24 protein-coding genes, 1 tRNA gene and 1 pseudogene are annotated in these 23,980 nt (G+C 63.5%); 7 read left to right on the top strand and 19 right to left on the bottom strand.

Features of this window, described 5'->3' with window-relative positions; genetic code table 11:
• The first annotated feature begins 343 nt into the window (after positions 1-343).
• From MAXJ12_RS01155 to MAXJ12_RS39810, 3 genes and pseudogenes are all read left to right on the top strand, one after another.
• Complete coding sequence (locus MAXJ12_RS01155) at positions 344-868, top strand: FecR domain-containing protein (RefSeq protein ID WP_008833894.1); 525 nt, start codon at positions 344-346, stop codon at positions 866-868.
• An 87-nt stretch (positions 869-955) separates the two neighbouring features.
• Positions 956-1,750 (top strand): annotated as a pseudogene (locus MAXJ12_RS39815) (CHASE2 domain-containing protein); the annotation flags it as partial.
• A gap of 33 nt (positions 1,751-1,783) precedes the next feature.
• Positions 1,784-2,752, top strand: coding sequence for an adenylate/guanylate cyclase domain-containing protein (locus MAXJ12_RS39810; RefSeq protein ID WP_341872518.1), 969 nt, complete (start codon positions 1,784-1,786; stop codon positions 2,750-2,752).
• A gap of 89 nt (positions 2,753-2,841) precedes the next feature.
• Here the strand turns inward: MAXJ12_RS39810 and MAXJ12_RS01145 are convergent.
• The 5 genes from MAXJ12_RS01145 to MAXJ12_RS01125 all read right to left on the bottom strand — a co-directional run bounded on the left by MAXJ12_RS01145 (position 2,842) and on the right by MAXJ12_RS01125 (position 7,517).
• A tRNA-Leu gene (locus MAXJ12_RS01145) sits at positions 2,842-2,926 on the bottom strand.
• Between the two features lie 102 nt (positions 2,927-3,028).
• A complete protein-coding gene (locus tag MAXJ12_RS01140) occupies positions 3,029-3,649 on the bottom strand; it encodes a 2,3-bisphosphoglycerate-dependent phosphoglycerate mutase (protein ID WP_008833892.1) in 621 nt (206 codons plus the stop codon).
• Between the two features lie 3 nt (positions 3,650-3,652).
• A complete protein-coding gene (dapB, locus tag MAXJ12_RS01135; RefSeq protein ID WP_008833891.1) occupies positions 3,653-4,510 on the bottom strand; it encodes a 4-hydroxy-tetrahydrodipicolinate reductase in 858 nt (285 codons plus the stop codon).
• Positions 4,507-6,420 (bottom strand): ABC transporter ATP-binding protein, encoded by a 1,914-nt coding sequence (locus MAXJ12_RS01130; RefSeq protein WP_085983846.1) that lies wholly within the window; start codon positions 6,418-6,420, stop codon positions 4,507-4,509. The genes dapB and MAXJ12_RS01130 overlap by 4 nt, the downstream gene beginning before the upstream one ends.
• Before the next feature lie 71 nt (positions 6,421-6,491).
• Positions 6,492-7,517, bottom strand: a complete 1,026-nt coding sequence (locus MAXJ12_RS01125) for a glucokinase (protein WP_008833889.1) — start codon at positions 7,515-7,517, stop codon at positions 6,492-6,494.
• A 262-nt stretch (positions 7,518-7,779) separates the two neighbouring features.
• Between MAXJ12_RS01125 and MAXJ12_RS01120 the strand changes: the two genes are divergently transcribed.
• Positions 7,780-8,043 (top strand): hypothetical protein, encoded by a 264-nt coding sequence (locus tag MAXJ12_RS01120; protein WP_008833888.1) that lies wholly within the window; start codon positions 7,780-7,782, stop codon positions 8,041-8,043.
• Between the two features lie 12 nt (positions 8,044-8,055).
• Here MAXJ12_RS01120 and mepA read toward each other — a convergent pair whose 3' ends face one another.
• The 4 genes from mepA to MAXJ12_RS01100 all read right to left on the bottom strand — a co-directional run bounded on the left by mepA (position 8,056) and on the right by MAXJ12_RS01100 (position 11,996).
• Positions 8,056-9,129, bottom strand: a complete 1,074-nt coding sequence (gene mepA / locus MAXJ12_RS01115; RefSeq protein ID WP_008833887.1) for a penicillin-insensitive murein endopeptidase — start codon at positions 9,127-9,129, stop codon at positions 8,056-8,058.
• A 110-nt stretch (positions 9,130-9,239) separates the two neighbouring features.
• Entirely contained in the window at positions 9,240-10,151 is a 912-nt protein-coding gene (locus MAXJ12_RS01110; RefSeq protein WP_008833886.1) for an SDR family oxidoreductase, read from the bottom strand.
• Complete coding sequence (queG, locus tag MAXJ12_RS01105) at positions 10,148-11,323, bottom strand: tRNA epoxyqueuosine(34) reductase QueG (protein ID WP_040584534.1); 1,176 nt, start codon at positions 11,321-11,323, stop codon at positions 10,148-10,150. Before queG ends, MAXJ12_RS01110 begins: the two co-directional genes overlap by 4 nt.
• A complete protein-coding gene (locus MAXJ12_RS01100) occupies positions 11,304-11,996 on the bottom strand; it encodes a glutathione S-transferase family protein (RefSeq protein ID WP_008833884.1) in 693 nt (230 codons plus the stop codon). Before MAXJ12_RS01100 ends, queG begins: the two co-directional genes overlap by 20 nt.
• Before the next feature lie 152 nt (positions 11,997-12,148).
• On the opposite strand from MAXJ12_RS01100, the gene MAXJ12_RS01095 reads away from it, so the two are divergent.
• Positions 12,149-12,955, top strand: coding sequence for an undecaprenyl-diphosphate phosphatase (locus MAXJ12_RS01095; protein WP_008833883.1), 807 nt, complete (start codon positions 12,149-12,151; stop codon positions 12,953-12,955).
• Position 12,956: 1 nt separating this feature from the next.
• Here the strand turns inward: MAXJ12_RS01095 and MAXJ12_RS01090 are convergent, their stop codons facing one another.
• The 3 genes from MAXJ12_RS01090 to MAXJ12_RS01080 form a co-directional block, all read right to left on the bottom strand.
• Positions 12,957-13,724: a sulfite exporter TauE/SafE family protein gene (locus tag MAXJ12_RS01090; protein ID WP_008833882.1), complete on the bottom strand. Its 768-nt coding sequence runs from the start codon at positions 13,722-13,724 to the stop codon at positions 12,957-12,959.
• Positions 13,725-13,737: 13 nt separating this feature from the next.
• Positions 13,738-14,712, bottom strand: coding sequence for a complex I NDUFA9 subunit family protein (locus MAXJ12_RS01085; RefSeq protein WP_008833881.1), 975 nt, complete (start codon positions 14,710-14,712; stop codon positions 13,738-13,740).
• A 160-nt stretch (positions 14,713-14,872) separates the two neighbouring features.
• Positions 14,873-15,325: a DoxX family protein gene (locus tag MAXJ12_RS01080; protein ID WP_008833880.1), complete on the bottom strand. Its 453-nt coding sequence runs from the start codon at positions 15,323-15,325 to the stop codon at positions 14,873-14,875.
• 185 nt (positions 15,326-15,510) lie between these two features.
• Between MAXJ12_RS01080 and MAXJ12_RS01075 the strand changes: the two genes are divergently transcribed.
• Positions 15,511-15,708 (top strand): CsbD family protein, encoded by a 198-nt coding sequence (locus MAXJ12_RS01075; RefSeq protein ID WP_008833879.1) that lies wholly within the window; start codon positions 15,511-15,513, stop codon positions 15,706-15,708.
• A 50-nt stretch (positions 15,709-15,758) separates the two neighbouring features.
• Here MAXJ12_RS01075 and MAXJ12_RS01070 read toward each other — a convergent pair whose 3' ends face one another.
• The 7 genes from MAXJ12_RS01070 to MAXJ12_RS01040 all read right to left on the bottom strand — a co-directional run bounded on the left by MAXJ12_RS01070 (position 15,759) and on the right by MAXJ12_RS01040 (position 22,641).
• Entirely contained in the window at positions 15,759-16,844 is a 1,086-nt protein-coding gene (locus tag MAXJ12_RS01070) for an ABC transporter ATP-binding protein (RefSeq protein WP_008833878.1), read from the bottom strand.
• Between the two features lie 235 nt (positions 16,845-17,079).
• Positions 17,080-18,186, bottom strand: a complete 1,107-nt coding sequence (locus tag MAXJ12_RS01065) for an ABC transporter ATP-binding protein (RefSeq protein ID WP_008833877.1) — start codon at positions 18,184-18,186, stop codon at positions 17,080-17,082.
• Positions 18,183-18,392 (bottom strand): hypothetical protein, encoded by a 210-nt coding sequence (locus MAXJ12_RS01060; protein ID WP_008833876.1) that lies wholly within the window; start codon positions 18,390-18,392, stop codon positions 18,183-18,185. Before MAXJ12_RS01060 ends, MAXJ12_RS01065 begins: the two co-directional genes overlap by 4 nt.
• A complete protein-coding gene (locus MAXJ12_RS01055; protein WP_008833875.1) occupies positions 18,389-19,348 on the bottom strand; it encodes a carbohydrate ABC transporter permease in 960 nt (319 codons plus the stop codon). The genes MAXJ12_RS01060 and MAXJ12_RS01055 overlap by 4 nt, the downstream gene beginning before the upstream one ends.
• Before the next feature lies 1 nt (position 19,349).
• The gene (locus MAXJ12_RS01050) at positions 19,350-20,255 is read right to left on the bottom strand and encodes a carbohydrate ABC transporter permease (protein WP_008833874.1); all 906 of its coding nucleotides are present in this window, start codon (positions 20,253-20,255) and stop codon (positions 19,350-19,352) included.
• Positions 20,256-20,325: 70 nt separating this feature from the next.
• Positions 20,326-21,636, bottom strand: coding sequence for an ABC transporter substrate-binding protein (locus MAXJ12_RS01045; protein ID WP_008833873.1), 1,311 nt, complete (start codon positions 21,634-21,636; stop codon positions 20,326-20,328).
• A gap of 360 nt (positions 21,637-21,996) precedes the next feature.
• Complete coding sequence (locus MAXJ12_RS01040; protein ID WP_040584532.1) at positions 21,997-22,641, bottom strand: TetR/AcrR family transcriptional regulator; 645 nt, start codon at positions 22,639-22,641, stop codon at positions 21,997-21,999.
• A gap of 86 nt (positions 22,642-22,727) precedes the next feature.
• Here MAXJ12_RS01040 and MAXJ12_RS01035 point away from each other — a divergent pair, with 86 nt between their 5' ends.
• Positions 22,728-23,924, top strand: coding sequence for a Tm-1-like ATP-binding domain-containing protein (locus MAXJ12_RS01035; RefSeq protein WP_008833871.1), 1,197 nt, complete (start codon positions 22,728-22,730; stop codon positions 23,922-23,924).
• Positions 23,925-23,980 lie beyond the last annotated feature (56 nt).

The raw sequence follows: 23,980 nt of genomic DNA, 5'->3' as shown, positions 1-23,980 counted from the left end.
GCCGGGGCGTCCACCGGCCTCGTTCAAGCGCAAGGTGCTGGGCTGCCTCGGCGAGGTCAAGGCACTCGCCGCCTGCTGCCGGCATTTCCTCCCGTCACCTGAACCCTGTCGCTTAGCCTCTCCTCAAACGGATAGCACTGTCCGCGACGGGGCGGGTCTACGCCAGCATCGGCTGAATTGTTCCTTTCAGGAGAACCGGGCTATACTGATGAATAGAAAAACATCGGCACGTGCGGCGGGCTACCTCGGTTGGATTCACTTTGAACCAACTTTGCTCCGGTTCGTAGCCGGTGGCGTCGATGACAGTCGATGCGCAACAATAGCAGGAGGTATCTTCGTGAGTATGAGCCACCGAGCCATTTGCCGCGCGAGCGCCGTCTTCCTGGCGGTGTTTTGGGCGACCGTTGCATCGCCGCAATCCGCCAACCTGGGATGCAACCTGGAGCAAAGGGCCGGCGCTTCGAGACAAGTCCTGCGCTGCCCGGGCGGTGTGAGGATCACTCCCGAAAACGGTGCTCGGTATTCACTGGCGGACCGCGATCAGGACGGAAACGCCGACGGCGTCATTTTGCGCCGGAAGGCTTTGCTGCTCGAGGTCCCAACCGGACAGACATCTGGCTTCGTCGTCGTCACGCCGCAGGCGATTGCCGCCGTGCGAGGCACGAAATGGGCGGTCGATGCGCAAAGCGGCAAGACGTCGGTCTTCGTCGTCGACGGTCGCGTAGGCGTCCAACGGCCAAGCTCGAGCGCCAGCGTCCTGCTGGGCCCGGGCGAAGGCGTCGATGTCGAGGCCGGAACAACGCCCCTGATCGTCAGGCGTTGGCCGGCGGCGCGTGTGTCCGCATTGATGGCGCGCCTGGGAGAATAAGCCTTGAAGCGCCGGGCGCTCCTGATAGCACTCCTTCTGGCAGGGCTTTGGGGCGCCGGTCTGGGATATTTGCACTGGCGCGGAAACATGTGGTTTCTCGATCGCGTCGAAGCCACCATGGCTGATGTTCGAACGATCATCAGGGGAACCGCAACCCCACCTGATTTGATCACGATTGTCGCGATAGACGACGAGGTCGCGAAAGGCGAAGGCTATCCCTTGAGCCGCGCCACGCTGTCTCGCCTCATTGATGAGCTCGCGCGGCTCGATCCGAAGATAATTGCAGTTGACCTGCTGCTCGTCGATCCAAAGGAACAGCAGGATGACGAGGCGCTTGCGCGATCGCTCGGCAGGAGTTCGACCGTGATCGCGGCGGCCGCGGTTTTCGCGGGCGGCAAACAGTGGATACCACCTGAAGTCGATGGACCCCTCGTCCGGGTACCAAACGCGGAACGATTTCTGATGCCCCTGCCGGCATTTTCCGCCGCCGCCGCGGTTGGCGTGGTTAACGTGGCGACCGACCAGACGGGAACGCCGCGGTTCGTTCCGCTGTTGTTTCGCTCGGGAGACCATGTGGAAGCCTCCCTCCCTCTGCGCGTCGCCGCCCTGGCGATCGGAGCCGAGCCTGAGGTCGAGCCCAACCGCCTGTTTTTGGGAGAACGGATGATCCCGACGGATCTCGGCCATCTGCTTCCTCTCGCCTTCTACGGCCCGCGTGGCACCATACCCACTATCAGCGCCGCGGCCGTGCTCGCGGGACAAGTGGACGGCGGCGAAATTCGCAATCGGATTGTCGTGGTCGGGGGAACGGTAACCGGAGGCGGAGATGTCTTCCCCACCCCCTTTGATCCGGTGCTCCCGGGCGTCGAGGTGATCTCCACGGCGATCGCCCACCTGATGGCCGGTGACGGCATCGTGAGAGACCGGCATGTTCGTCTCGTCGATGCGGGCTTTGCCGTGATCCTGCCGATGGTCCTCGTCGCCCTCGTGGCCTGGCGGCGCAGCGCGATCGGCCTTGCGGCCGTCATCGGCGTGCTGCTGATCTGGGCCGTAGTCAACGTAACAGCCTTTTCGAACGGCATGTGGTTGAGCGCCGCGCTGCCGATGGCGGCCGCTGCTCCTCCGGTGATCCTGTTCGGAGCCGTGCAGCTCTGGCGCGACAGGAACCGCGCGCAATATTTCGCCACGCAGAGCCGGCTGCTGCAGAAGGTACAGGCGTCAGGGCTGGGCCAATGGCTGGCAAAGCATGGCGACTTCCTTCAGGAGCCGGTGCGTGAAGATGCGGCGGTCGTGTTCATCGACCTGTCCGGCTTCACCGGCCTCAGTGAAACATTGGGCCCGGACGCCACTCGCGAGCTTCTGAGCGTGTTTCACAGGCTGGTCGACGAGGAAGTGACGGAGTGTGGCGGCATCGTCACCAGTTTCATGGGCGACGGAGCGATGATCCTGTTCGGCCTGCCCAAACCTGCCGCCGACGATGCGTCGAAAGCCGCCAATTGCAGCGTCAGGCTATCGCATCGCACCAAGGCGTGGCTCGCCTCCCAGCCCGCATCCATCTCATCCCATCTGGGTTATAAAATCGGAGCGCATTTCGGCACGGTCATCGCGTCGAGGCTGGGTGGCGAAAGCCACCAGCACATCGCGGCTACCGGCGACACGGTCAATGTCGCCAGCCGGCTGATGGAGGTTGCCGCCAGCCACCGTACCGAACTTGCCGTCAGCGACGCGCTGCTGCGTATGGCCGGGCGAGACTGTGAGCTTCACAAGTCGGGTACCCTTCACGGCCCAATCGATACAGGCATTCGAGGGCGGGCCGGCTCACTGGCAATCTGGCTTTGGAAAGATACCGAAGTCGCGACGAACGACTGCTCGTCGCGGACATAGATTCGCTTCGGGCCGGCCGATTACCGGAGATCAGCGGCGCGCGGGCTGAGGGGCGCCGCGCACCATTGGATAAACGACTTCGGTGGGAATGGTGCCCAGAAGAGGACTCGAACCTCCACGCCTCGCGGCACACGGACCTGAACCGTGCGCGTCTACCAATTCCGCCATCTGGGCAGCGCCGCTGATGTAAGCGGGCGCGGCTGGCCTGTCAACGCGCGATTTCCTAAAACTGCGCGCGAACAGGAGGATAGCTTGTCCAGGCTTGCCGCACCTGGATCAGCCGGCGAGCACCTCTTTCGAAGCGACGGTCGAATCGGCGTTGAGCATGTAGATGATCGGCACGCCGGTGCCGAGTTCGAGCTTGACGATCTCCGGGCCTGAAATTCCCTCCAGCGCCATGATCAGCGCGCGCAGCGAATTGCCGTGCGCCGCGACAAGCACGGTGCCACCACGCAGCACATGCGGCTGCATATCGTGCAGATAATAGGGCCAGACGCGCGCGCCCGTGTCCTTGAGGCTTTCGCCGCCAGGCGGCGGTGTGTCGTAGGAGCGGCGCCAGATATGCACCTGCTCCTCGCCCCACTTGGCCCGGGCATCGTCCTTGTTGAGCCCGTTCAGATCGCCGTAGTCGCGCTCGTTGAGGGCTGCGTCGCGGATCGTCTGCAGGTTTTCCTGGCCGACGGCGTCGAGAATGTACTGGCAGGTCTTCTGCGCGCGCTTCAGCGCCGAGGTGAAGGCGATATCGAATTTCAGCCCGCGCTCCTTCAGCTTCTGGCCCGCCGCCTTCGCTTCCTCGTGGCCCAATTCGCTCAGATCCACGTCGCGCCAGCCGGTGAACAGGTTCTTCAAATTCCATTCGCTCTGGCCATGGCGGACGAGCACCAGTGTTCCGGACATGTCTTAACCTTTTCGTTGCCGTGATCCGTGGAGAACAGGCGTCTCCGCCTGTGAAAGACCGAGAACGTCGCGCATCGAGTAGAGCCCCGGTTTGCGGGTCCGTGCCCAAAGCGCCGCCTTCACCGCGCCGCGCGCAAAGATCGTGCGGTCCTCGGCATTGTGCGAGAGTGTGATGCGCTCGCCGGCGCCGGCGAGCACGACCGAATGGTCGCCGACAACCGAACCGCCGCGCAGCGTCGCGAAGCCGATATCGCCGGCGCGCCTGGCGCCGGTATGTCCGTCACGCACTCGCACGCTGTTTTGCGCAAGAGCGATATTGCGGCCTGTCGCAGCCGCTTCGCCGAGCAGCAGCGCCGTGCCCGAAGGCGCATCCACCTTGTGGCGGTGGTGCATTTCGAGGATCTCTATGTCGAACTCTTCCGGATCCAGCGCGCGGGCGGCCTGCTCAACCAGCACGGCGAGCAAATTCACGCCGAGGCTCATATTGCCGCTTTTGACGATCGGCGCATGGCGCGCCGCCGCCGCGATCCTGGCGTCGTCCTCCGGCGAGCAGCCGGTGGTGCCGATCACATGCACGATGCGGGCCTGCGCCGCGTATCCGGAGAACTCGACGGTCGCCGCCGGCACGCTGAAATCGAGCACGCCGTCCGCCTTGGCGAAGACCGGCAGCGGATCATCGGTGATCGGCACGTCGAGCGCGCCGATGCCGGCCAGTTCGCCCGCATCCTTGCCAAGATGGGGAGATCCCGAGCGCTCGATCGCTCCGGCGACCGTGGCGCCGGGAATGGAATGGATGGTGCGGATCAGCGTCTGCCCCATCCGGCCGGCCGCTCCGACGACAACGAGGCGCATATCGCTCATGCTGTTCCTCCACGTGCGATCCTGGCTTGCCTAGCCTGCGCGGACGCCGGCTTGGCCGCCTTCTTGATGTCGTTGACAAGGCCTAGGCCCTTGTCGCTCTGCAGCCGGTGGAAGCGTGAATAGACGCCGTGCGGATTGGCGAGCAGCGACTGGTGCGTGCCTTCCTCGACCAGTCTGCCCTGTTCCAGCACCACAATGCGGTCGGCATTGACCACGGTGGAAAGGCGGTGCGCTATAACGATCGTGGTGCGTCCCTCCATGACCGTTGCAAGTGCATCCTGTACGCGCGCTTCGGATTCATTGTCGAGCGACGACGTCGCTTCGTCGAGAAGCAGGATTGGCGCCTGCCGCACGATGGCGCGCGCGATCGAGATTCGCTGGCGCTGGCCGCCCGACAGCGTGACGCCGTTTTCGCCGACCAGCGTGTCATAACCCCGCGGCTGCTGGCGGATGAACTCGTCCGCCGCGGCCAGCTGCGCCGCTTGCTCGATCTCGGCATCGGTAGCCGATTCGCGGCCGTAGCGGATATTGTCGCGGATCGTACCCTCGAACAGGTAGGGCTGCTGCGAAACGTAGGCGATCTGTTCGCGCAGCGACTGCTTCGTCACCTTCGAAATGTCCTGGCCGTCGATCTCGATGGAGCCGCCATCGACGTCGTAGAACCGTTCGAGCAACGCTGTCAGCGTCGATTTCCCGGCCCCCGACGCGCCCACGATCGCCGTCGTCTTGCCTGCCTCCGCCACGAAATCCACGCCATAGAGGACCGGAAGGTTTTCCGAGTAAGCGAAGGAAACTTCGTTGAAGCGGACCTCGCCCTTTTGCACTTCCAGAGCCGGTGCGCCCGGCTCGTCGCCCTGTTGCGGCTCGAGGTCAAGTATTTCGTAGATCATGCGGGCGTTGACCAGCGAGCGCTCGAGCCCGACCTGCACCCGTGCCAGCCGCCGCGCCGGGTCATAGGCCAGAAGCAGTGCGGTGATGAAGGAAAACACCGCGCCGGGCAGTTGCCCACCATGGGTCGCGCGGTATCCGGCATAGGCGATCACGCCGGCAATGGCGAAGCCGGCCAGCATTTCGGCTATGGGAGTAAGCCGCTCCGATACGCGGGCGATCTTGTTGGAGCGCACCTCCGCCGTCGCGATGAGCTTGCTCATCCTTCGCGAAAGCTGCTCCTCCATCGTGAACGCCTTGACCACGGCGACGCCCTGGGTCGCTTCCTGCATGGCCCCGATCAGGCGCGAGTTTATCTCCACCGCCTGGCGCGTCACGCCGCGCAGGCGCCGCATCAGATAATTCACGGTAAAAACCAGCGGCGGACCGATCAGAAGGGCGATCATCGACAGGACGGGATCCTGGATGATCATCACCGCCACCAGCGCCACGAGCGAGACCAGGTCGCGCGCGATCGCCGTCAGCGTCGTGCCTAGCAGATCGCGGATGCCGCCGACATTCTGGTTGATCTGGGCTGCGAGCCTGCCGGACCGCATTTCCGTGAAGAAGCCGATATCGAGCTTCATCAAATGATCGAAGATCCGTTTCTGGTAACGGGCGACGAGATTGTTGCCGACCTTGGCCAGGATTACCGACTGGCCGTAGGTGGCCATACCGCGAATGGCGAAGGCCGCGATGATGGCCACGCAGATCAGCACGATCAGGTCGCTGCGCTGCCGGTAGAAGATCTCGTCGACGACGTCGCGCATCACCCAGGCTGCGAAGGCGGTTGTCGCCGCTATCGAAACCAGGCAAAGCACCGCCCCGGCATAGTGCCAGGCATATTCGCGGCCGTTTTCGGATATGATCCGCCGGATGACCGCGACGATCTCGCCCGGATCCGTCCGGCTCTTGCTTCGGTCCGCCAAATTCAACTGTCCGTTCGTTACTCTTATGCGGCACGCCGCATTTGAGACCCTCATAGCGCCATCGGCCGGCCTTGCCTATGCCTGCCGTCGGAACATCCGCCAGTGCGACATCGCGGCAACGCCGCTCACACCCGCCAGCGCCGCCCTTCCGTTTCGACGCCGAACAGCGCCGGCGTCCGGGCATAGGCGGCAAGGCCCGCAAGCGCCGGCAAGGGATGCGTAATCACATAGACCGGCACGGATTTAAGCAGTTCCTTGTGCGGCGCCTTGTCCTCGAAGGCGGCGCGGAAATTACCCGTCTTCAGCGCCGGCACGATCTTCTGCGCAATGCCCCCGGTCAGGAATACGCCGCCCTGGCTCTTGAACACCAGGGCCAGATCGCCCGCTGTCCGGCCCAGGCAGGTGACGAATAGGTCGAGGGCTTCCGTCGCCACAGGATCGGACCGGCTGAGTGCGGCGGCCGTGATTTCGGCAGGCGACGACATTTTCGCCGTCACCTCATCGGCCTTTGCGATCGCCCTATAGGCGTTGACCAGACCGCGGCCGCACAGGATCTGCTCGCCGGAAACGCGGCCCTCGATCGGCTCGATGTGGGGGAAGACCTGATAGTCGCGAGCGGTGCGCGGACCAATGTCCATATGGCCGCCTTCGCCCGGCACCGGTATCCATCTGCCGCAGGCATGGATCAGTCCGGCAACGCCGAGCCCCGTCCCGGGGCCGAGCACGACTCGGCCGGCATTCGGCTCCGGCGCGCCGCCGCCGATCTTTTCCATATGCTCCTTGTCGAGCGCCACCACCGCGAGCGCCTGGGCCTCGAAATCGTTGAGAATGACGATGTCGCTGAGGCCGAGCCCGGCCAGCATCGCCTTCGGACGCACGATCCATGGGCAATTGGTCAGAGGGATCTCGTCGCCGTCGACTGGCCCCGCGATGGCGATCACGGCCGAGCGGGGCTTGAATTGTTTTTTTTCCAGAACCGCCGACCGGATGGCATCGTCGATAGTGGCAAAACTCGCCGTCTGCACGATGCTTGGCTCGCTCGGCTCCGAATTTGCGTCGAACACGATGGCGAAACGCGCATTTGTGCCGCCGACATCGCCGATCAGGATCGGAAACTTCAAACCTTGCTCCTCGTCTCCGGAAATCGGCATGCGCTTGCGTCCCAGTTGTTGTCGTCGCCGGAGAGACGGTGTCCGCCTGGCCGGCGGCGACTTCCCTAATGCGACATCTGCCGCGGCGGAGCAACGAACTTGTCCCTCGTCCATGTGCTTCGCCAAGGTCTAAACCGGTTGAAGCCTATAAACGGGGAGCCGTCCCCGCGAAAGAGGCGGGCCGCTCGCTGTTTGCGGCAGGAACGTCTGCCGCCCTTCGGAGTTAGGTCGCGGCAGCGAGAATCCGAGAGCGGAGACGAACATGAGTGAAGCGAAGACGACGACCAATCACGACGAGATCCGGAAATGGGCCGAAGCACGCGGGGGCAGGCCTTCGCGGGTGCGCGATGCCGGCCCGGGCGGCCTCCTGCGTATCGATTTTGGTGAGCCCGAGAAAGAACTGGAGGAGATTGGCTGGGACAGATTCTTCGAGATATTCGACCAGAACGACCTGGCTTTTCTCTATCAGGACAAAACCGAGGATGGCGGCACCAGCCGCTTCAACAAGCTGGTGAACCGAAGCTAGACCAGAACGGCGCTAATCTGCCGGCCGTGGACGCGGCAGCGGCACGCCGAGATTGGGCGTCGGGGCAAAAGCGCTGGCGGCGACAGGCGGCGCGCCGACGATCCTCTCGATTGTGATGCTTTCGGCGGGCGCGGCAGGCGCCGCCGCTACGGCCGTACCGCCTCCGCCGACCGTCACGGTTGCTTCCGAAACAGGCGCGGGCGCCTCCAGCCCTGCGCGGCATTCCTTCGGCAGGCTGTTCATCGTCATCAGATCGCGCGCTTTCGGCGCGTCGGGGTTCTTGTTGGGCCTCCAGGGCTCTTCGGTAAACCACCAGGCGAGCGAGGCGTCGCAGCCGTCGCCGCGAGCGGTCGCCGCCTGCGGCTTGCAGCCGCTCGAACCGGGTTGGCAGCCTATACGGATGTGGAAATGATAGTCGTGCCCCCAGAACGGCCGCACCTTGCGCAGCCAGCCGCGGTCGCCTTTCACGGTTTCGCAGAGCTTCTTCTTGATGCCGGGATGGACGAGAATGCGTTCGACCTCGCCATAGCTGGCGGCGCGCCTGAGCAGCCGTGCATGCGCAGCGGTCCAGATTCGCTCGTCGACTGTCAGCCCGCCTTTTTTTATGACCGAGATCGCGCTCACATTTTCGCGTTCGACCGCCGAAAGCCGCCGGTCGGGCATCGGCGTCAGCCAGATGTCCGCGTCGAGGCCGATCTGGTGGGAAGCATGGCCGGTCAGCATCGGCCCGCCGCGCGGCTGCGATATATCGCCGAGCAGCAGCCCCGGCCAGCCATCGGCGACCGCGTCGCGCGAAAGCTTCTCGACCAGCCGGATCATGGTCGGATGGCCCCAGCGGCGGTTGCGCGAAAGCCTCATCGCCTGCCAGGTCGGCCCGTCGGTCGCGATTGCGAGCCCACCCGAAAAGCAGCCTTTTGAGTAGAAGCCATAGGACTTGGCGGCTGTGGCGGCCGGCAGTTTCTGGCTGCCGAAAAGAATTTTGGCCAGTTGTTCGGCGCTGGCATGCGGCAGAGCTGTGGAAAAGACCGCAAGAGCTGCGACGGCCACAATTGCGAGGCGCTTTCCCCATCCGACTGGCGATTTCATTTGCGTATTCCCGCGAATTCTAGCCCCGCCCCCAACCTTGAAAGCTGCTGGTTACTGAAAGGTGAATCGACCCTGTCCCAAATCATACCATAGCGCGCGCCGCGTTTCGATCACGACCGGCGGATCGGGCTGCGTGCGTCCTCGCGCCCGGCGCCTCGCCAGTTGCGTTCGGCCCACATCGCATCGAACGCCGCTTTGTAGTCCGGGAACCGGAACGCATAGCCGGTCCGCTTGAGAGCGGCGTTGGAGACGCGCTTGTTCTCGCCGTAGAAGGAACGCGCCATCGGCGAAAGCTCTGCGGTTTCGAAAGGAATTTCCGGCGGCGGCTCGACACCCATCAATCCGGCGGCGTAGGCAACGACATCCTGCGGCGGCGCCGGCATGTCGTCGGTGACGTTGAAGACGCCGCCCTGTTTGCCGCCGGCGAGATGCCGGAGCGCGCCGGCGATGTCGGCCACGTGGATGCGGTTGAACACCTGGTTCGGTTTCACCAGCCGCCTTGCTTTCCCCTCGGCGAGATTGACGAAAGCGTTGCGGCCGGGCCCGTAAATGCCGGAAAGGCGAAGAACCGCGACCGGAACGTCGGCTTCGCGCCCAAGCTCCAGCCATTCCTGCTCCGCCTTTAGCCGCAATGCGGACCGACGCGAAACCGGGCGGCATTCGCTTGTCTCGTCCACCCACGCCCCGCCATGGTCGCCATAGACGCCGACGGTGGAGAGATACCCGATCCATTCGAGTTCGGGCATTTCCGCGACGATCAGATCGCGTGCCGCATTGAGAACCGGGTCCCCAGCCTCGTCCGGCGCGATCGAGACGATCAGATGGCAGGCGCCGCGCAGGGCATCGGCCAATTCGGGCGTCATTGTGCCGGAAAACAGGTGAGGCTCGATCCCGGCTTGCCTCAGCCGGTCGAACTTTTCCCGCGAGCGCGTCGTGCCGGCGATCCTGGGCGCCGGATCGGGAGCCATTCTGGCAAACGTCTGGCCGGAATAGCCGGCCCCGAAGATGAAGAAACTGGTCATGCGTGGCTCTTGATCCTTCCGGCTTCGAGCGCCTGGTTCCATTCCGAGATCACGTCCGCGTCGCCTTCTTCCGCAACCCTACCGGCTGCAAGATAGGCAAAACCCCGCGCATCCAGCAGCCGCGAAAGCGCCCAGACCGCCGCCCCGCGCACCAGCGCCGAAGCATCGTCGAGATGCGCTTTGCACTGTCCTGTCAGCGCGGCGTCGCCGGAATTGCCGGCGGCGATCAGCACATTGCGCAGGAAGCGGTCCCGCCCAATACGCTTGATCGGCGATCCCGAGAAAAACGTCCTGAAAGCGGCGTCGTCGAGCGACAGGAGATCCGCGAGCGCCGGTTCGCGCAGATCGTCGCGCGCGGCAAGCTTCGCTTCAGACGCGGTGCGCGCAAACTTGTTCCACGGGCAGACAGCGAGGCAATCGTCGCAGCCATAGATGCGGTTGCCGATCGCCTGCCTGAATTCATGCGGGATCGGACCCTTGTTCTCTATGGTGAGATAGGAGATGCAGCGCCGCGCATCGAGCCGGTAAGGCGCCGGGAAAGCGTCGGTGGGGCAGACGTCCAGGCAGGCGCGACATGAGCCGCAATGGTCTTCTTCCCTTGCGTCGGGCGCAAGTTCGGCTGTGGTGAAGATGCTGCCCAGAAACAGCCAGGAGCCATGCTCGCGGCTGACCAGATTTGTGTGCTTGCCCTGCCAGCCGAGTCCTGCCGCCTCGGCCAGAGGCTTTTCCATGACGGGCGCCGTGTCGACGAAGACCTTGACGTCGCCGCCGGCCTGCGCCGCAATCTTGCCCGCGATCTGCTTCAGCCGGCCTTTCATCACGTCATGGTAGTCGCGGTTTTGCGCATAGACCGAAATCGCCCCGCGATCAGGCTTTTCGAGCACTTCGCGGGGATCATGGTCGGGGCCGTAATTCATGGCGAGCACGATGATAGAGCGCACATCGGGCCACAGCGTCCGGGGGTTCGCCCGGCGCAGCATGGTTTCTTCGATCCAGCCCATCGAGCCGTGAAAACCGTCGGAGACGAATTCGGCCAGGCGCGCCGGCGCAAGCGGGATCGCGTCCGGCGAAACGACCGCGACAGCGTCGAAGCCGGCCAGCCTCGCCTCGCGGTCGATCATCTGCCGCAGGCGCGCGCTCCGTTGAGGCTTTTCAGAAATCGAGGTCCGCATAGTGAGACACCGGCGAAAGGCCGCGCACCCGGTCGCCCAGCAGCGGGCGGAAGGAGGGCCGCGATTTCACGCGAGTATACCATTCGCGCGCGGCATTGTGGTCGCGCCAGTCGACCTCGCCGAGATAATCGAGCACGGAAATCGCCGCGGCCGCGGCAAGATCGGCATAGGTGATCCTTGGGCCGGCCAGCCAGTGCCGCGTTCCGGCGAGCCAGTTCGTATACTTCATGTGCTGGCGGATATTGGCGCGCGCGGCCCGGATCGCTCCCGAATCGGGCGAACCGCCGCCCTGCGCCTCCGCCATCATCGGCTTCAGCACCCTTTCGCGCACCAGATGCCGCGTCACCTCGCTCTCGGTCTTGGTCAGATACCAGTCGACCAGGCGGCGAATTTCGGCCCGTTCCACGAGATCCTCGGCGAACAGCCGCTTTTCGCGCTTCAGAACGCCGCGGGTTTCATCGAGGTACTCGGCGATCACGCTGGCGCCGACGATCGGCACGTCGCCTTCCGCGAGCAGCACAGGCAGCGTGCCTGCCGCGTTCAGCGCCAGGAATTCCTTGCGCCGCGTCCAGGGCTTCTCCTCGATCAGCGCCAGTTCCTCACCGTATTCGCCGAAGGCAAGGCGGACGAAACGGCACGAAGCGAACATGGGATGGTGGAAAAGCGTCAGCATGGTCCTGCGATAAAAAGTGCGCTGGTCAATTGCCGGCGGCGCGGGTAGAGGTTGACCCGCCCGATCGACGGGCCGTCATGGGCGCCCCGACCTATAGGGTGAGTTCCGCGTCGTGACAAGCAAGCGGCCAACAGCATCCAGCCGAGAGACAGATGGAAAACCAGACGATCGTGGAAGCGCTGCTGCTTGGCATGCTCGAAGGCCTGACCGAATTCATACCGGTGTCCTCGACAGGGCACATCCTCCTGGCCGGACATTTCCTCGGTTTCGAATCGACCGGCAAGACCTTCGAAGTGCTGATCCAGCTTGGCGCAATCCTGGCAATCCTCACCGTTTATTCCGCCCGCCTGTGGCGAATGGCGGGCGACCTGCCGCATGACCCCAAGACCCGTCATTTCGTCCTCGGCATCCTCGTTGCCTTCCTGCCGGCCGCGGTGATCGGCGCGCTGGGGCACAGTTTCATCAAGACCGTGCTGTTCGAAACTCCGAAGCTCATCTGCATCATGCTGATCCTCGGCGGCTTCGTGCTTTTGTGGGTCGACCGCCTGACGCTGAAGCCGAAATATCATGACGTGAAGCAATTTCCGCTATCGCTCTGCTTCAAGATCGGCCTCGTTCAATGTCTCTCCATGATTCCGGGCACGTCGCGTTCGGGAGCCACCATTGTCGGTTCCCTGCTGATGGGCGCCGACAAGCGCTCGGCGGCCGAGTTCTCGTTCTTCCTGGCCATGCCGACCATGGCGGGCGCCTTCGCCTATGACCTCTTCAAGAACCGTGACATACTCTCATTGGCCGATCTGCCGGTGATCGTGGCCGGTTTCATCGCGGCATTCATCATGGCCGTCGTCGTCGTCCGTTCCCTGCTCGATTACGTCTCCAGCCATGGCTACGCGCTGTTTGGCTGGTGGCGGCTGATCGTCGGCAGCGCCGGGCTCGCGGCGCTTTACCTCGTGGGCTGATTTAGAGGATTCCCGCCAGCCCGCGCCTCAGCAAATCGAGCGCAAGAACGGTGATGCCGATGCGGAACCATGTCTTGAAGGTTTCTTCCGGCATGCTCTCGAGCATCCGGGTTCCGTAAAGCGTACCGAGAAAGCCCGAAGCGATCATCATCGCAATCAGAGGCAGCCAGTCGGCGAAAGCAAAGCCGGCAAAACCGAACACCACGATCTTGAGAGCGTGCTGCACCGTCATGCCTGCCGCATGCGTTGCCACCAGCGCTTTGCGGTCATTGGCGAATATCTGCGCGAAAACCGCCGAAAGCAGCGGTCCGGTCGCGCCGACGAACATGGTCATCAGCGCCAGCGCCGCGCTGGCTACGGCGAGACCGGCCTGCCCTAGCCGCTCGATGCCCGGAATTTTTGTCCAGGTCACCACGATGATGAAGCCGCCCAGCACCAGTTTGAGCAGCGCGTCCGGCAACTGGACGACCAGGAAAGCGCCTCCGATCGCGCCGACAATGCTGCCGGCAATAAAAGGGATAGCGACGTCCGTGCGGACATTGGCGCGCTGGTGCCAGGCGCGTCCGGTATTGGAGCCGAGCTGCACCGCGCCATGCACCGGGATCAGCGCCGCGACCGGAACGAACAATCCCATCAGGGCAAGCATAGCAACGCCGCCGCCGACACCGAAGGCGGCGGTAAGCGCCGAGGTGAAAAAGCTCGCGACGACCAGCAGCGCTGCAACAGTGGCGCTCAGCCCTTCGGGAAGCAGGGCGGCGAGCGCCTCCACCGCCCGGACCCGGTCAGGCTTCGGTCTTCTGCGAAAACTGCCCGGCCGGGCGATAGCGCCAGAGATAGGTCGGCAGGATCGCCGCGGTCGAGCGGCCCTGTATGCCGAGGGCGGCCAGCGTGCGCCGTTCGGCTTCGGCTTCCGCCGAGACGATATTGTCGGTCTTCAGCAGCGTCACCTGGTCCCTGGTCAGGAGCGGCTTGGGCAGCATGCCGAGGATCGCCCCCTGGAGTCTTGCGAGCCACCACGGCACCGGCACGAGCAGCCGCTTGCGGCCGATCGTTTCGAGCATCTGTTCCATGCATTGCCGGAAGCTCATGATCCGCGGCCCGCCGAGTTCGTAGATCGTGCCGCCCTTGACTTGACCGTCAACGGAACGCGCGATCGCTTCGGCGACATCGCCGACATAGACCGGCTGGAACTTCGTCGCGCCGCCGCCGATCAGCGGCAGAACAGGCGAAAAGCGCGCCATGTTGGCGAAGCGGTTGAAGAAGCCGTCCTCCGGACCGAACATGATCGACGGGCGGTAGATCACCGCATCGGGCACGGTTTCGAGGACGGCTGCCTCGCCACGCGCCTTGGTCTTGGCATAGACGGCCTCGCCGTCGATGTCGGCGCCCAGCGCCGAGACGTGGGTCAGGCCCGCGCCGGCCGAATGCGCCGCCTCGGCGACTGCGCGTGCGCCCAAATCCTGCACTGCCGAGAATTTCTGCCGGCCCGATTCGTATAGAATGCCGACCAAATTAACGACATGATCGGCTCCCTGCACGGCGCGGTCCACCGACCAGCGCACGCGCAGATTGGCCTGTATCGGCTGAATCTGCCCGACATTGCCCAGCGGCTGCAAATGCCCCGCCAGATGCGGCCGCCGGCTGGCGACGCGGACCCGATAACCGCGCCTAGCCAAAGCCTGCACGACATGACGGCCCAGAAAGCCGGAGCCGCCGAAAACGGTCACGAGCTTCGGGGTTTGCAGTATTTCGGTCATGGCAGGCTCCGGTAGGCTTCGCCGTGTCTTTAATCGGTTTCTCGGCAAAGGCAAAGAGCACAGATGTGGCATGCCACGGGCATCGCGAAGCATATGAAAAAGCCCGCGAAAAATGCTCTCGCGAGGCTTTTCGACTCTGTACCGGTGAATCGGCGTCCGGTTAGAATTCCCTGCCGATCTTGGCGTCGACCGAGTGGCGGTTGCCGCCTCGGATGACGAAGAAGAAAAACACCGCAGACCACAGGATCGACTTTTCGGCGCCGGAATAGCCCTGGCCCTGGGTGACCCAGTGGAACCAGACCGTCACCAGCAGGACGATCATCGCCGCGAAGGCAGCCGGCCGGGTGAGCAGGCCGATCGCGATCAGGATGCCGCCGAAGAATTCAGTGAACGACAGCAGCGGCGACCAGAAAGTGCCGGGATAAAATCCGAGCCCTTCGACCATTCCCGCCGCGCCAAAGGGATCGCCAATCTTCCCCAGGCCATGCGTGAAGAGCGCCACGCCGGCGACGATGCGAAGCAGCGTCTCGGCGCTGTCGTGCAGGCCGGCATAAACGTGGCGCAGCGCTGGAATGAACAGGCGCTTGCCTGAAGTCTCTGTCGCGATGCTCAAATCCTTCGCTCCCTGTTCAGTGCGAAATTGCAGGGTGAAAGAGATGGAGCGGAACGGTTCACGGTCAAGTCAACAAGGGTTGATCCGGAAAGGGCTTTCCTCGAAGCGGAACCCCAGCCCCGAGCAGCCGTTATCCACTGCAAGCGGCCGCATCGGCCGCGCGCCATTCACGAAAGGAGACGCAGATGAACTGGAATCAGGTCGAAGGCAATTGGGAACAGTTCAAGGGGCAGGCCCAGAAGCAATGGGGCAAGCTGACCAACGACGATCTCGATGTGATCAAGGGTAGTCGGAAGGAACTGGCCGGCAGGATACAGAAAAACTACGGCAAGACCGAGGAAGAAGCCGAGCGCGAAATCGACGAGTGGCTGACCCGCCACTGATCCACGCTATCGCTGATCGGGACATCAGGCCGCCGCAATCGCGGCGGCCGTCAACCCGCGTGCCGCAGGCTGACGCCGCTGGTCTGATCGAACAGCACCACCTTTTCCGGATTCCAGGCAAAGCGCACCGACTCTTCCAGAGCCACTTCGGTCCTGGCCGGCACGGTTGCCCTGACGGTCTCGTCGCCGACGCGCAAGGTGAGGATCTTCTCGACGCCGTGGTTTTCCACGTCATGCACCTGTGCCTCCACCGGCGCACCGGGCTCCAGATAAATATCCTCGGGGCGGATGCCGAAGATGAGCGGGCGATCTTCGCCAGGCGCACCCGCCTTAGTGGCGCCGGCATAGGGCAGTTCGAAACGCATCGGAGCCACGATCGCTCGCCCACCGGATAGCTTCCCGTCCAGCAGGTTCATCGGCGGCGAGCCTACCGAACGGGCGACGAAGGTGTTCAGCGGGTTGTTGTAGATCTCGTTCGGCGTTCCCGTCTGCACCAGATAGCCGTTGTTGAGGACACCGATCTTGTCGCCCATCGACATGGCCTCGATCTGGTCGTGGGTGACGAACAGGAAGGTCTCGCCGAGATTCATCTGCAGGTTTTTCAACTCGGTCCTGAGCGCCTCGCGCAATTTGGCGTCGAGCGCTGAAAGCGGCTCGTCCATGAGGAAGACGCGCGGCTGGCGCACGATCGCCCGGCCGATCGAGACGCGCTGCATCTCGCCGCCCGACAAACGGTCGGTCTTGCGCTCCAGCAGATGCTCGATGCGCAGCGTCTTTGCCGCGCGGGCGACACGCTCCTCGATCTCCTTCGGCTCGATGCGCCGAATTTTCGATTTCAGCGGGAATTCGAGGTTCTGGCGCACCGTGTAGCGCGGATAGAGGGAATATTGCTGCAGCACCAGCGCCACGTCGCGCTCTGCCGCGCCCCAGGTTCCGACATCGACACCGTCGATGAAAATCTGCCCCTCGGTCGGGGTTTCCAGTCCGGCGATGAGCCGCAGCGTCGTCGTCTTGCCGGCGCCGGTCTCGCCCAGCAGCACGAAGAACTCGCCATCGGCGATCTCGAGATCGAGCCCCTTCAGCGCGGTGTGGTTGCCGAACTTCTTGGTGATGTTTTTGAGCTGGATATGGGCCATTATCCGATCCTCGGCGCCAAGCTGGAACACCCCTCATCCGACCTCGCTTCGCTCGGCCACCTTCTCCCACAAGGGGAGAAGGTAAAGTCTGGCATTAACGCCACTGCCAATCGCCGACCCGAGTGATTGGCAGGATCAGGAATGCCAAACTCCCCCTTCTCCCCTTGTGGGAGAAGGTGCCTGAACGAAGTGAAGGCGGATGAGGGGTGCTGGACGGGGCGCAAATGCTGAAAAATCACAACCTCACCCCCAGCGAATTTCCGCTCTCGGTGTCGAAGAAATGCGCCTGCGCCGGGTCGAGCTTGGCATAGATGCGGTCGCCGGCATTGGCGACATAACCGCTCCTGGTGCGGGCGCGCAGCATCTGCGAGCCGACCTTGAGATCGACGATGTCGTAGGAACCGAGCGGCTCGATGATGTGCGCCTCGACCGGGAGAAAGCCGTCGCCTGCCTCGTGCGCGAGGATGACGCCCTCGGGCCGGATGCCCAGCGAGAGACCGCCTGCCGAAGCCTTTCCGTTCAGCCTGGAGAGCAGTTCGCGGGGAAAGGCAAAGCCGCTGTCGGCGCCCTCGACCGTAACCTGCGCCGCGCCAGCGGATTCGGATATGGTGGCAGCAGTGACATTCATCACCGGGCTCCCCACGAACTGCGCCACGAACAGGTTGGCCGGATGGGAATAGACCTCCGACGGCGTTCCGACCTGCTGCAGGATGCCCTCATGCATGATGACGATGCGGTCGGCGAGGCTCATCGCCTCGATCTGGTCGTGCGTCACATAGATGGTGGTCGAACCTTGCTTCAGGTGCAGCCGCTTGATCTCGGCCCGCATCTCCTCGCGCAGTTTTGCGTCGAGCGCGCCGATCGGCTCGTCCATCAGCATCGCCTTCGGCCGACGGACCAGCGCGCGGCCGATGGCGACGCGCTGCATGTCGCCGCCCGACAGCGCGGAAGGCCGCTTGTCGAGGAGATGGCCGATCCGCAGCGTCTTGGCCACGTCGCGCACCTCGCGGTCGAGATCGGCCTTGCTCGTTCGCGTGGCGCGCAGCGGAAAGGCGATGTTCTCGTAGACCGTCATATGCGGATAGAGCGAGAAGGACTGGAACACGAAGGCGATGTCGCGGTCCGACGCCTTCTTGTGCTGCACCGGCGCGCCATCGATGAGGATATCGCCGTCGTCGATCGTCTCGAGTCCGGCAATGGCCCGGAGCGTCGTGGTCTTGCCGCAGCCGGACTGGCCGAGCAGCACGATGAACTCGTTGTCCTCGATCTTCAGGTTCAGGTCCTTGATGACCTGCACCGCGCCGAAATATTTTTGGACGCCTCTGAGCTCGATCTGGGTCATGAGTGACCTTCTTTGCCTGGAGCTTCCACATCCTCCGGCACGATTTTCGAGCCGAACCAGTTGGTGAGCAGGAATGTCACCAGCCCGATGATGATGATGGTCAGCCCGTAACGGTGCAGGAAGAAATTCCATGGCTGGCAGAGCGCTACGATGCCGAGCACCATGACGATTTCGGCAATGCGCTGGAGTTTGTCGCTGCGGATCATTTGCGGATCGCTCCGAAGGACATGCCGCGCAGCAAATGGTTGCGCAGTAGGAAGGTGAAGATCGCGACCGGCAGCAGGAACAGGAACGTGCCGGCGGCTATCACGGTCCAGTCAGGCAGGCCCGAGCCGACCTGGCTTGGAATGAAGGGCGGCGCGGTCTGGGCGCGGCGGTTGGTCATGATCAGCGCGAAGGCGTATTCGTTCCACGCGGTGATGAAGCAGAACACTGCCGTGGCCGCGATGCCCGTCGCCGCTTCGGGCAGCACGACCTTGAAGAAGGCCTGCATGCGCGTATAGCCGTCGACCAGCGCCGCCTCCTCATATTCCTTCGGGATCTCGTCCATGAAGCCCTTCATCAGCCAGACCGAGAAGGACAGGTTGAAGGCCGTGTAGAGGATGATCAGCCCCCAATGCGTGTCGTTCAGGCCGACCGCGCGGTACATCAGGAACATGGGGATAGCCACCACCACCGGCGGCAGCATGCGCGTCGACAGGATGAAGAACAGCAGGTCGCCCTCGCCCTTCACCTTGAAGCGCGAGAAGCCGTAGGCCGTGAAGGTGCCCATGCCGACGGCGAGCACCGTCGAGGTGATCGCGACGATCAGCGAGTTCATGAAGCGGTCGGGGTAGCCGGAAAGCTGCACCTCGCCACGGCCCGAGCGCACCACCTTCTCGCCGCCGTCGAAGATCAGCCGCTCCCACCACGGCGCCGCCTCGTATTCCTCCGGCGAGGGCGCTTCGCGCAATTGCGAGCGCTTGGTGAAAAGCTTCACGAAGGGCGAAATCTCGGGCGTGAACACGACGGTCGGCGGAATGGTGGTCGCCAGATTGCGCGGCTTGAAGGCCGTCGCGGTGATCCAGTAGATCGGCGCCAGGAAGATCAGCGTGATCAGCAGGACGGCCACGATCGCGACCCGGTTGAGCGCCACTTCGCCCGATGTGCGGACTGCCGCCATCTCAGCGCTCCTTCACCTTGTTGAGATACTTCACGTAGATGTTGGTGATGGCCAGCACCATGATCAGCACGATGTAGGCGAGCGCGCAGGACATGCCCGTCTGCCATTCCTGGAACGCCATCTTGTAGAGCCGGATCGAGATGACCTCGGTCGTCGGCTGGCTGGACAGGATATAGGCGAGGTCGAAGGTCTTGAACGCTTCCATGGTCCTGAAGATGATCGCGATCATAAGGATCGGCGCCACCAGCGGCAATGTGATGCGGAAGAAGGTGTAGAACGGCCCGGCGCGGTCGATCGCCGCCGCCTCGTAGAGATGCTTCGGCACGGCCGAGAGGCCGGCGAGCGAAAGCAGCATCACGAAAGGCGACCACATCCAGATATCGGTGATGGCGATGGCGTAGAGGGCCATGTCCGGGTTGGACAGCCATTCGAAATTGCCGAGGCCGAGCACGTAGTTGATGACGCCCCAGGAGGGGTTGTAGAGCAGCTTCCAGAACAGGCCGACGACGGCCATGGAAAGCATCATCGGTAGCAGCAGCAGCGTCGTGATGAGCCCCTTGAACGGGATCGCCCGGTTCAGCAGCATGGCGACGCCGAAACCGACAAGGACCTGTCCGGCGACCGAGACGATGACGTATTTCGCGGTGATGGCGAAGTTCGACCAGATGAACGGGTCGTTGAGCAGCGCCCGGTAATTGGCGAGGCCGACGAAATTCGCCGGCGCGTTGGTCGAGGCGCGGAAGTCGGTGAACGAATAGCCGAGCGAATAGAGCAGCGGGAAGATGTTGAAGACGATCAGGAAAACGATCGTCGGAATGATGAAGAGGTTGCGGATCGAAATGTCGCTGAGGCCCCGCGAGGCGGCGCGCGATTTCGGGTCCAGCGTGGTCATTACTGTAGTCGCCAAAACTCCGCTCCTCTGAGCCGCGGGAAAAGAAAAGGAGGGGGCGCGGTCGCCCCCTCCGGACTTCAGTCTGTTACTGGCCGCGGCCGTACTTCTTGAAGGTCGCGTTCCAGTCCGCAGCCAGGGCATCGAGTGCTTCCTTGGCCGTGCCCTGGTCCCCGGTGATGTAGGGGTAGAGGCGCTGGTTCATCGCGATCAGCAATTCGGCGTATTCCGGCGTCGCCCAGAAATCCTTCACCTTGAACATGGTCTGGTAGAAGGCCTCGTTATACGGCGTCGCATTGCGGAACTCTTCCGCTTCCAGCGTCTTGGCGTGGGCGGTGTAGCCGCCGAGCTCGGCCCACTTCTTCTGGGTCTCGTCCTTGATGAACCATTCGAGGAATTTGAACGCCTCTTCCTGGTTCTGCGAGTAGGACACGATCGAGATGCCCTGGCCGCCGAGCGCGGCGTACTGGTCGCCGTTCGGTCCGGGCGGGTTGGCGAAGAAGCCGGTGCCCTTGGCGTTCGGGTTCGAGGCTTCGTTGATGAGCGCCGGGAAGAAGGCGAAGTAGTTCATGCTCATCGCCGCCAGGTTCTCCGTGATCGCCTGGTTGTCTTCGATGAAGAAGCTCTTGGCCCAGCCTGGAGGGGTGAAGCCGTAGAGTTCCTTGTACGCCTCCACCGCCTTGACGTTCTGATCGGAGTTGATGATGCCGTCGACCTTGTAGGTGGCGTAGTCGCCGAGCTCGCCGCCGAAGGAGAAGATGGCGTTCTCGACGCCCATCACCAGCGCGTCATAGGAGTTGTCGGTGTAGATGGCGATGCCGTAGCGCTTCTCGTCGGGCCGATGGAAGAATTCGGCGATGTCGCGAAGCTGCTTCCAGTCCTTCGGCACATCGAGGTCGTAGCCGTATTTCGCCTTGAAGGCTTCCATTTCCTTCGGGTCTTCGAACCAGTCCTTGCGGTAGGACCAGCCGACGGCGTCGCCCTCGGCAGGAACGGACCAGTACTTGCCGGAATTCGACGGATATTCGGCGTAGTACTTGACCGTCGCCGGCGCCATCACTTCCTGTAGGTTGTGCTTGTTGAAGAACTCGGTGAGATCGACATAGTGACCGCCTTCCGAGGCGGCGCCGATCCACTGGGAGTCGCCCACCACCATGTCGTACGCCGATCCCTTGGCGTTGAATTCGGTGAAGGCCTTGGTCTGAAAATCGGACCACGGAGTGGTCTCGACGGTAACCCTGACGCCGGTTTCCGCTTCGTACTCGTTGACGAGTTCCTGCAGATAGTTTGCAGGGTCCCATTCGGCCCAGAAGATGGTCAGTTCCTGCGCGAAAGCCGATGTTCCGCAGGCGAGAGTAAAGCCGATACCGGCAAGAATGCCGGTTACTGTATTGCGCATTACAAGTTCCTCCCTGTGTGCACTCTATCGTTGGCAAGCCGGTTTTTCGCTCCGGCCTGGTAGTCTCCTTGACGCTGCTTGCGGTTCAGGCCCTCTCAGGCCGTCCTCTTGAACCGATTTAGGGCTCACACCCGACAAGCTCCTCCTCCCCAATCTGGTATTACCAATCGAAAGCGGTCGTCAAGCTGTTTCTTCCGGCGGTTGAGCCAGGCGGAAAAGCCGATTTCGGTTCGATTTGGCTTCATTGTCACTCGTTTACGCACCAAAGCTATCGCAATCGCCGCCAGGCTGGCTAGCCCGGTCGCAAATTTCTGATCGGCAAAGGGCCAAATCTGGTAGAACCAGTTTCTCGGCAAGCGCCTAGTACTCTCCCCTATGTTCACTTGCGGCCCCCCGCACCAGCGTTGCCGCCGCCCATTGCGCGACCGCTTGCGTCTGGTCGCCACTAAGACCCCAAATGTCCTTCAGAACGATCAGGACTTCAACGCCGAAAACAAGCGAAAGCGCCTGCGCCAGGCGATCGACCTGTTTGGGCGGCAGCGAGCCGCGCAGCGGCGCCAGCGCATCGCGCAACAGGTCGACGCGGTGGCCGCGCGTGAATTGCGGTTCCGCGCCCAGCGTACCTGCCTGCCGCTTTGCCCACTGTTCGAGCGAGAGCTTGAGAGCCGCCTTGAAGGTAGCTTCGAACTCCTCGATGCGCGGCAGCGAAGTGGCGATGAGATCGGCGACACGCTCCGCCGGATCGGTCTTTTCCGAACTCCAGGTCAGGATCGGCCCGAGCCCCTCGTCGACGACGGCCTGCACCAGCGCGGCCTGGCTGGGAAAATAGCGATAGGCCGTGGCCCGCGATACGCCGGCTGCCTCGGCCGCCTCGCTGACCGACGGCGTCGCGCCGCCCTGCATCAGGCGCGTTGCGGTCTCCAGCATCAGCCGGCGCGTCCGCGCCTTGGGGCCGCGCTCTGCCTCATCCACAGCGTTTGTCGATTGTTGACGTGAGACATCCATATCAATATGATACGCCCGTCTCAAAAAATTGCAACGCTCATTTTCGGGCGCAGGCGACGCGGCGAGACGAGCCTCGGAGGAGCGCGGTGAAGCGCATTTACGTCGTCGGCACGGCCGACACCAAGGGCGAAGAGCTTGACTACCTGGCAGACGCGATCGCGGCGGCGGGCGGAAAGCCGCTGCGGGTCGATATCGGCATCACGACGCCCGCGCGGCCCGCGGATATCTCCGCCGCCGAAGTGGTGGCCGGCGCTCCCGACAACATCAAATCGGATCTCGCATCGGGCGATCGCGGCCGCGCGGTCGGGGCGATGGCGGCCGCCTTCGCCGGCTTCATGAAGACCCGCGACGACATAGGCGGCATCATCGGCATCGGCGGCGGCGGCGGCACCTCGATCGTGACCGCCGGCATGCGCGAACTGCCGCTCGGCCTGCCCAAGCTCATGGTCTCGACGCTCGCCTCCGGCGACGTCGTCCCCTATGTCGGCGTTTCCGACATCATTATGATGCCGTCCATCACCGACATGGCCGGGCTAAACCGCATCAGCCGCGCCATTTTGCACAATGCGGCGCAGGCGATCGTCGCCATGGCGGCCAATCCGCCGCCCGCCATGGCCGGCAAGCCGGCGCTCGGCCTGACCATGTTCGGCGTCACCACGCCCTGCGTGACGGCGATCAGCGAGGCGTTGCGCCCGGACTACGACTGCCTGGTTTTCCACGCCACCGGAACCGGTGGGCGGACCATGGAAAAGCTCGCCGATTCCGGCATGCTCGCGGGCGTCATCGACATCACCACGACGGAGATATGCGACCTCCTGTTCGGCGGCGTGCTGCCCGCCGGCGAGGACCGGCTCGACGCCATCGCCCGTACGAGAATCCCCTATGTCGGCTCGACCGGCGCGCTCGACATGGTCAATTTCTGGGCGCCCGAAACCGTGCCTGTGCCCTGGCAGGCGCGGCTGCTCTATGAGCACAATCCCAACGTCACGCTGATGCGCACGACCGCCGAGGAATGCAGCGAAATCGGCGCCTGGATCGGCCGCAAACTCAATGCCTGCGAAGGGCCGGTGCGTTTTCTCATCCCCGAAAAGGGCGTTTCGGCGCTCGACGTCGAAGGCGGCGCGTTCTTCGATCCGGAGGCCGACGAAGAACTGTTCGCCGCAATCGAGGCTGCCGTCACGCAGACGCCGCAACGCCGGATCGAGCGCCTGCCCCTCCACATCAACGACCCGCAATTCGCCGAGGCCGCCGTCGCGGCGTTCCGTGAAATCGCCAGACAGTGAGAGCCTGAATGCCCGCAATACCGCGTCACCAAATCCTCGAAAAATTCCGCGCCATG

This window comes from Mesorhizobium alhagi CCNWXJ12-2 (assembly GCF_000236565.1).
In the GTDB taxonomy this organism is placed as follows: Bacteria; Pseudomonadota; Alphaproteobacteria; order Rhizobiales; family Rhizobiaceae; genus Allomesorhizobium; species Allomesorhizobium alhagi.
The sequence above is the reverse complement of the archived record's forward strand: the minus strand, read 5'-3'. Positions and strand labels throughout refer to the sequence as shown.

Coding starts and splice junctions, on each gene's coding strand:
- MAXJ12_RS01140 (WP_008833892.1), bottom strand. CDS start 3,649: ATGTCCGGAACACTGGTGCTCGTCCGCCATGGCCAGAGCGAATGGAAT.
- MAXJ12_RS01060 (WP_008833876.1), bottom strand. CDS start 18,392: ATGATCCGCAGCGACAAACTCCAGCGCATTGCCGAAATCGTCATGGTG.
- MAXJ12_RS01055 (WP_008833875.1), bottom strand. CDS start 19,348: ATGGCGGCAGTCCGCACATCGGGCGAAGTGGCGCTCAACCGGGTCGCG.
- MAXJ12_RS01155 (WP_008833894.1), top strand. CDS start 344: ATGAGCCACCGAGCCATTTGCCGCGCGAGCGCCGTCTTCCTGGCGGTG.
- MAXJ12_RS01110 (WP_008833886.1), bottom strand. CDS start 10,151: ATGACCAGTTTCTTCATCTTCGGGGCCGGCTATTCCGGCCAGACGTTT.
- MAXJ12_RS01120 (WP_008833888.1), top strand. CDS start 7,780: ATGAGTGAAGCGAAGACGACGACCAATCACGACGAGATCCGGAAATGG.
- MAXJ12_RS01040 (WP_040584532.1), bottom strand. CDS start 22,641: ATGGATGTCTCACGTCAACAATCGACAAACGCTGTGGATGAGGCAGAG.
- MAXJ12_RS01125 (WP_008833889.1), bottom strand. CDS start 7,517: ATGCCGATTTCCGGAGACGAGGAGCAAGGTTTGAAGTTTCCGATCCTG.
- MAXJ12_RS01070 (WP_008833878.1), bottom strand. CDS start 16,844: ATGGCCCATATCCAGCTCAAAAACATCACCAAGAAGTTCGGCAACCAC.
- MAXJ12_RS01085 (WP_008833881.1), bottom strand. CDS start 14,712: ATGACCGAAATACTGCAAACCCCGAAGCTCGTGACCGTTTTCGGCGGC.
- MAXJ12_RS01075 (WP_008833879.1), top strand. CDS start 15,511: ATGAACTGGAATCAGGTCGAAGGCAATTGGGAACAGTTCAAGGGGCAG.
- MAXJ12_RS01065 (WP_008833877.1), bottom strand. CDS start 18,186: ATGACCCAGATCGAGCTCAGAGGCGTCCAAAAATATTTCGGCGCGGTG.
- MAXJ12_RS01100 (WP_008833884.1), bottom strand. CDS start 11,996: ATGCTGACGCTTTTCCACCATCCCATGTTCGCTTCGTGCCGTTTCGTC.
- queG (WP_040584534.1), bottom strand. CDS start 11,323: ATGCGGACCTCGATTTCTGAAAAGCCTCAACGGAGCGCGCGCCTGCGG.
- MAXJ12_RS01045 (WP_008833873.1), bottom strand. CDS start 21,636: ATGCGCAATACAGTAACCGGCATTCTTGCCGGTATCGGCTTTACTCTC.
- mepA (WP_008833887.1), bottom strand. CDS start 9,129: ATGAAATCGCCAGTCGGATGGGGAAAGCGCCTCGCAATTGTGGCCGTC.
- MAXJ12_RS01130 (WP_085983846.1), bottom strand. CDS start 6,420: ATGAGGGTCTCAAATGCGGCGTGCCGCATAAGAGTAACGAACGGACAG.
- MAXJ12_RS01095 (WP_008833883.1), top strand. CDS start 12,149: ATGGAAAACCAGACGATCGTGGAAGCGCTGCTGCTTGGCATGCTCGAA.
- dapB (WP_008833891.1), bottom strand. CDS start 4,510: ATGAGCGATATGCGCCTCGTTGTCGTCGGAGCGGCCGGCCGGATGGGG.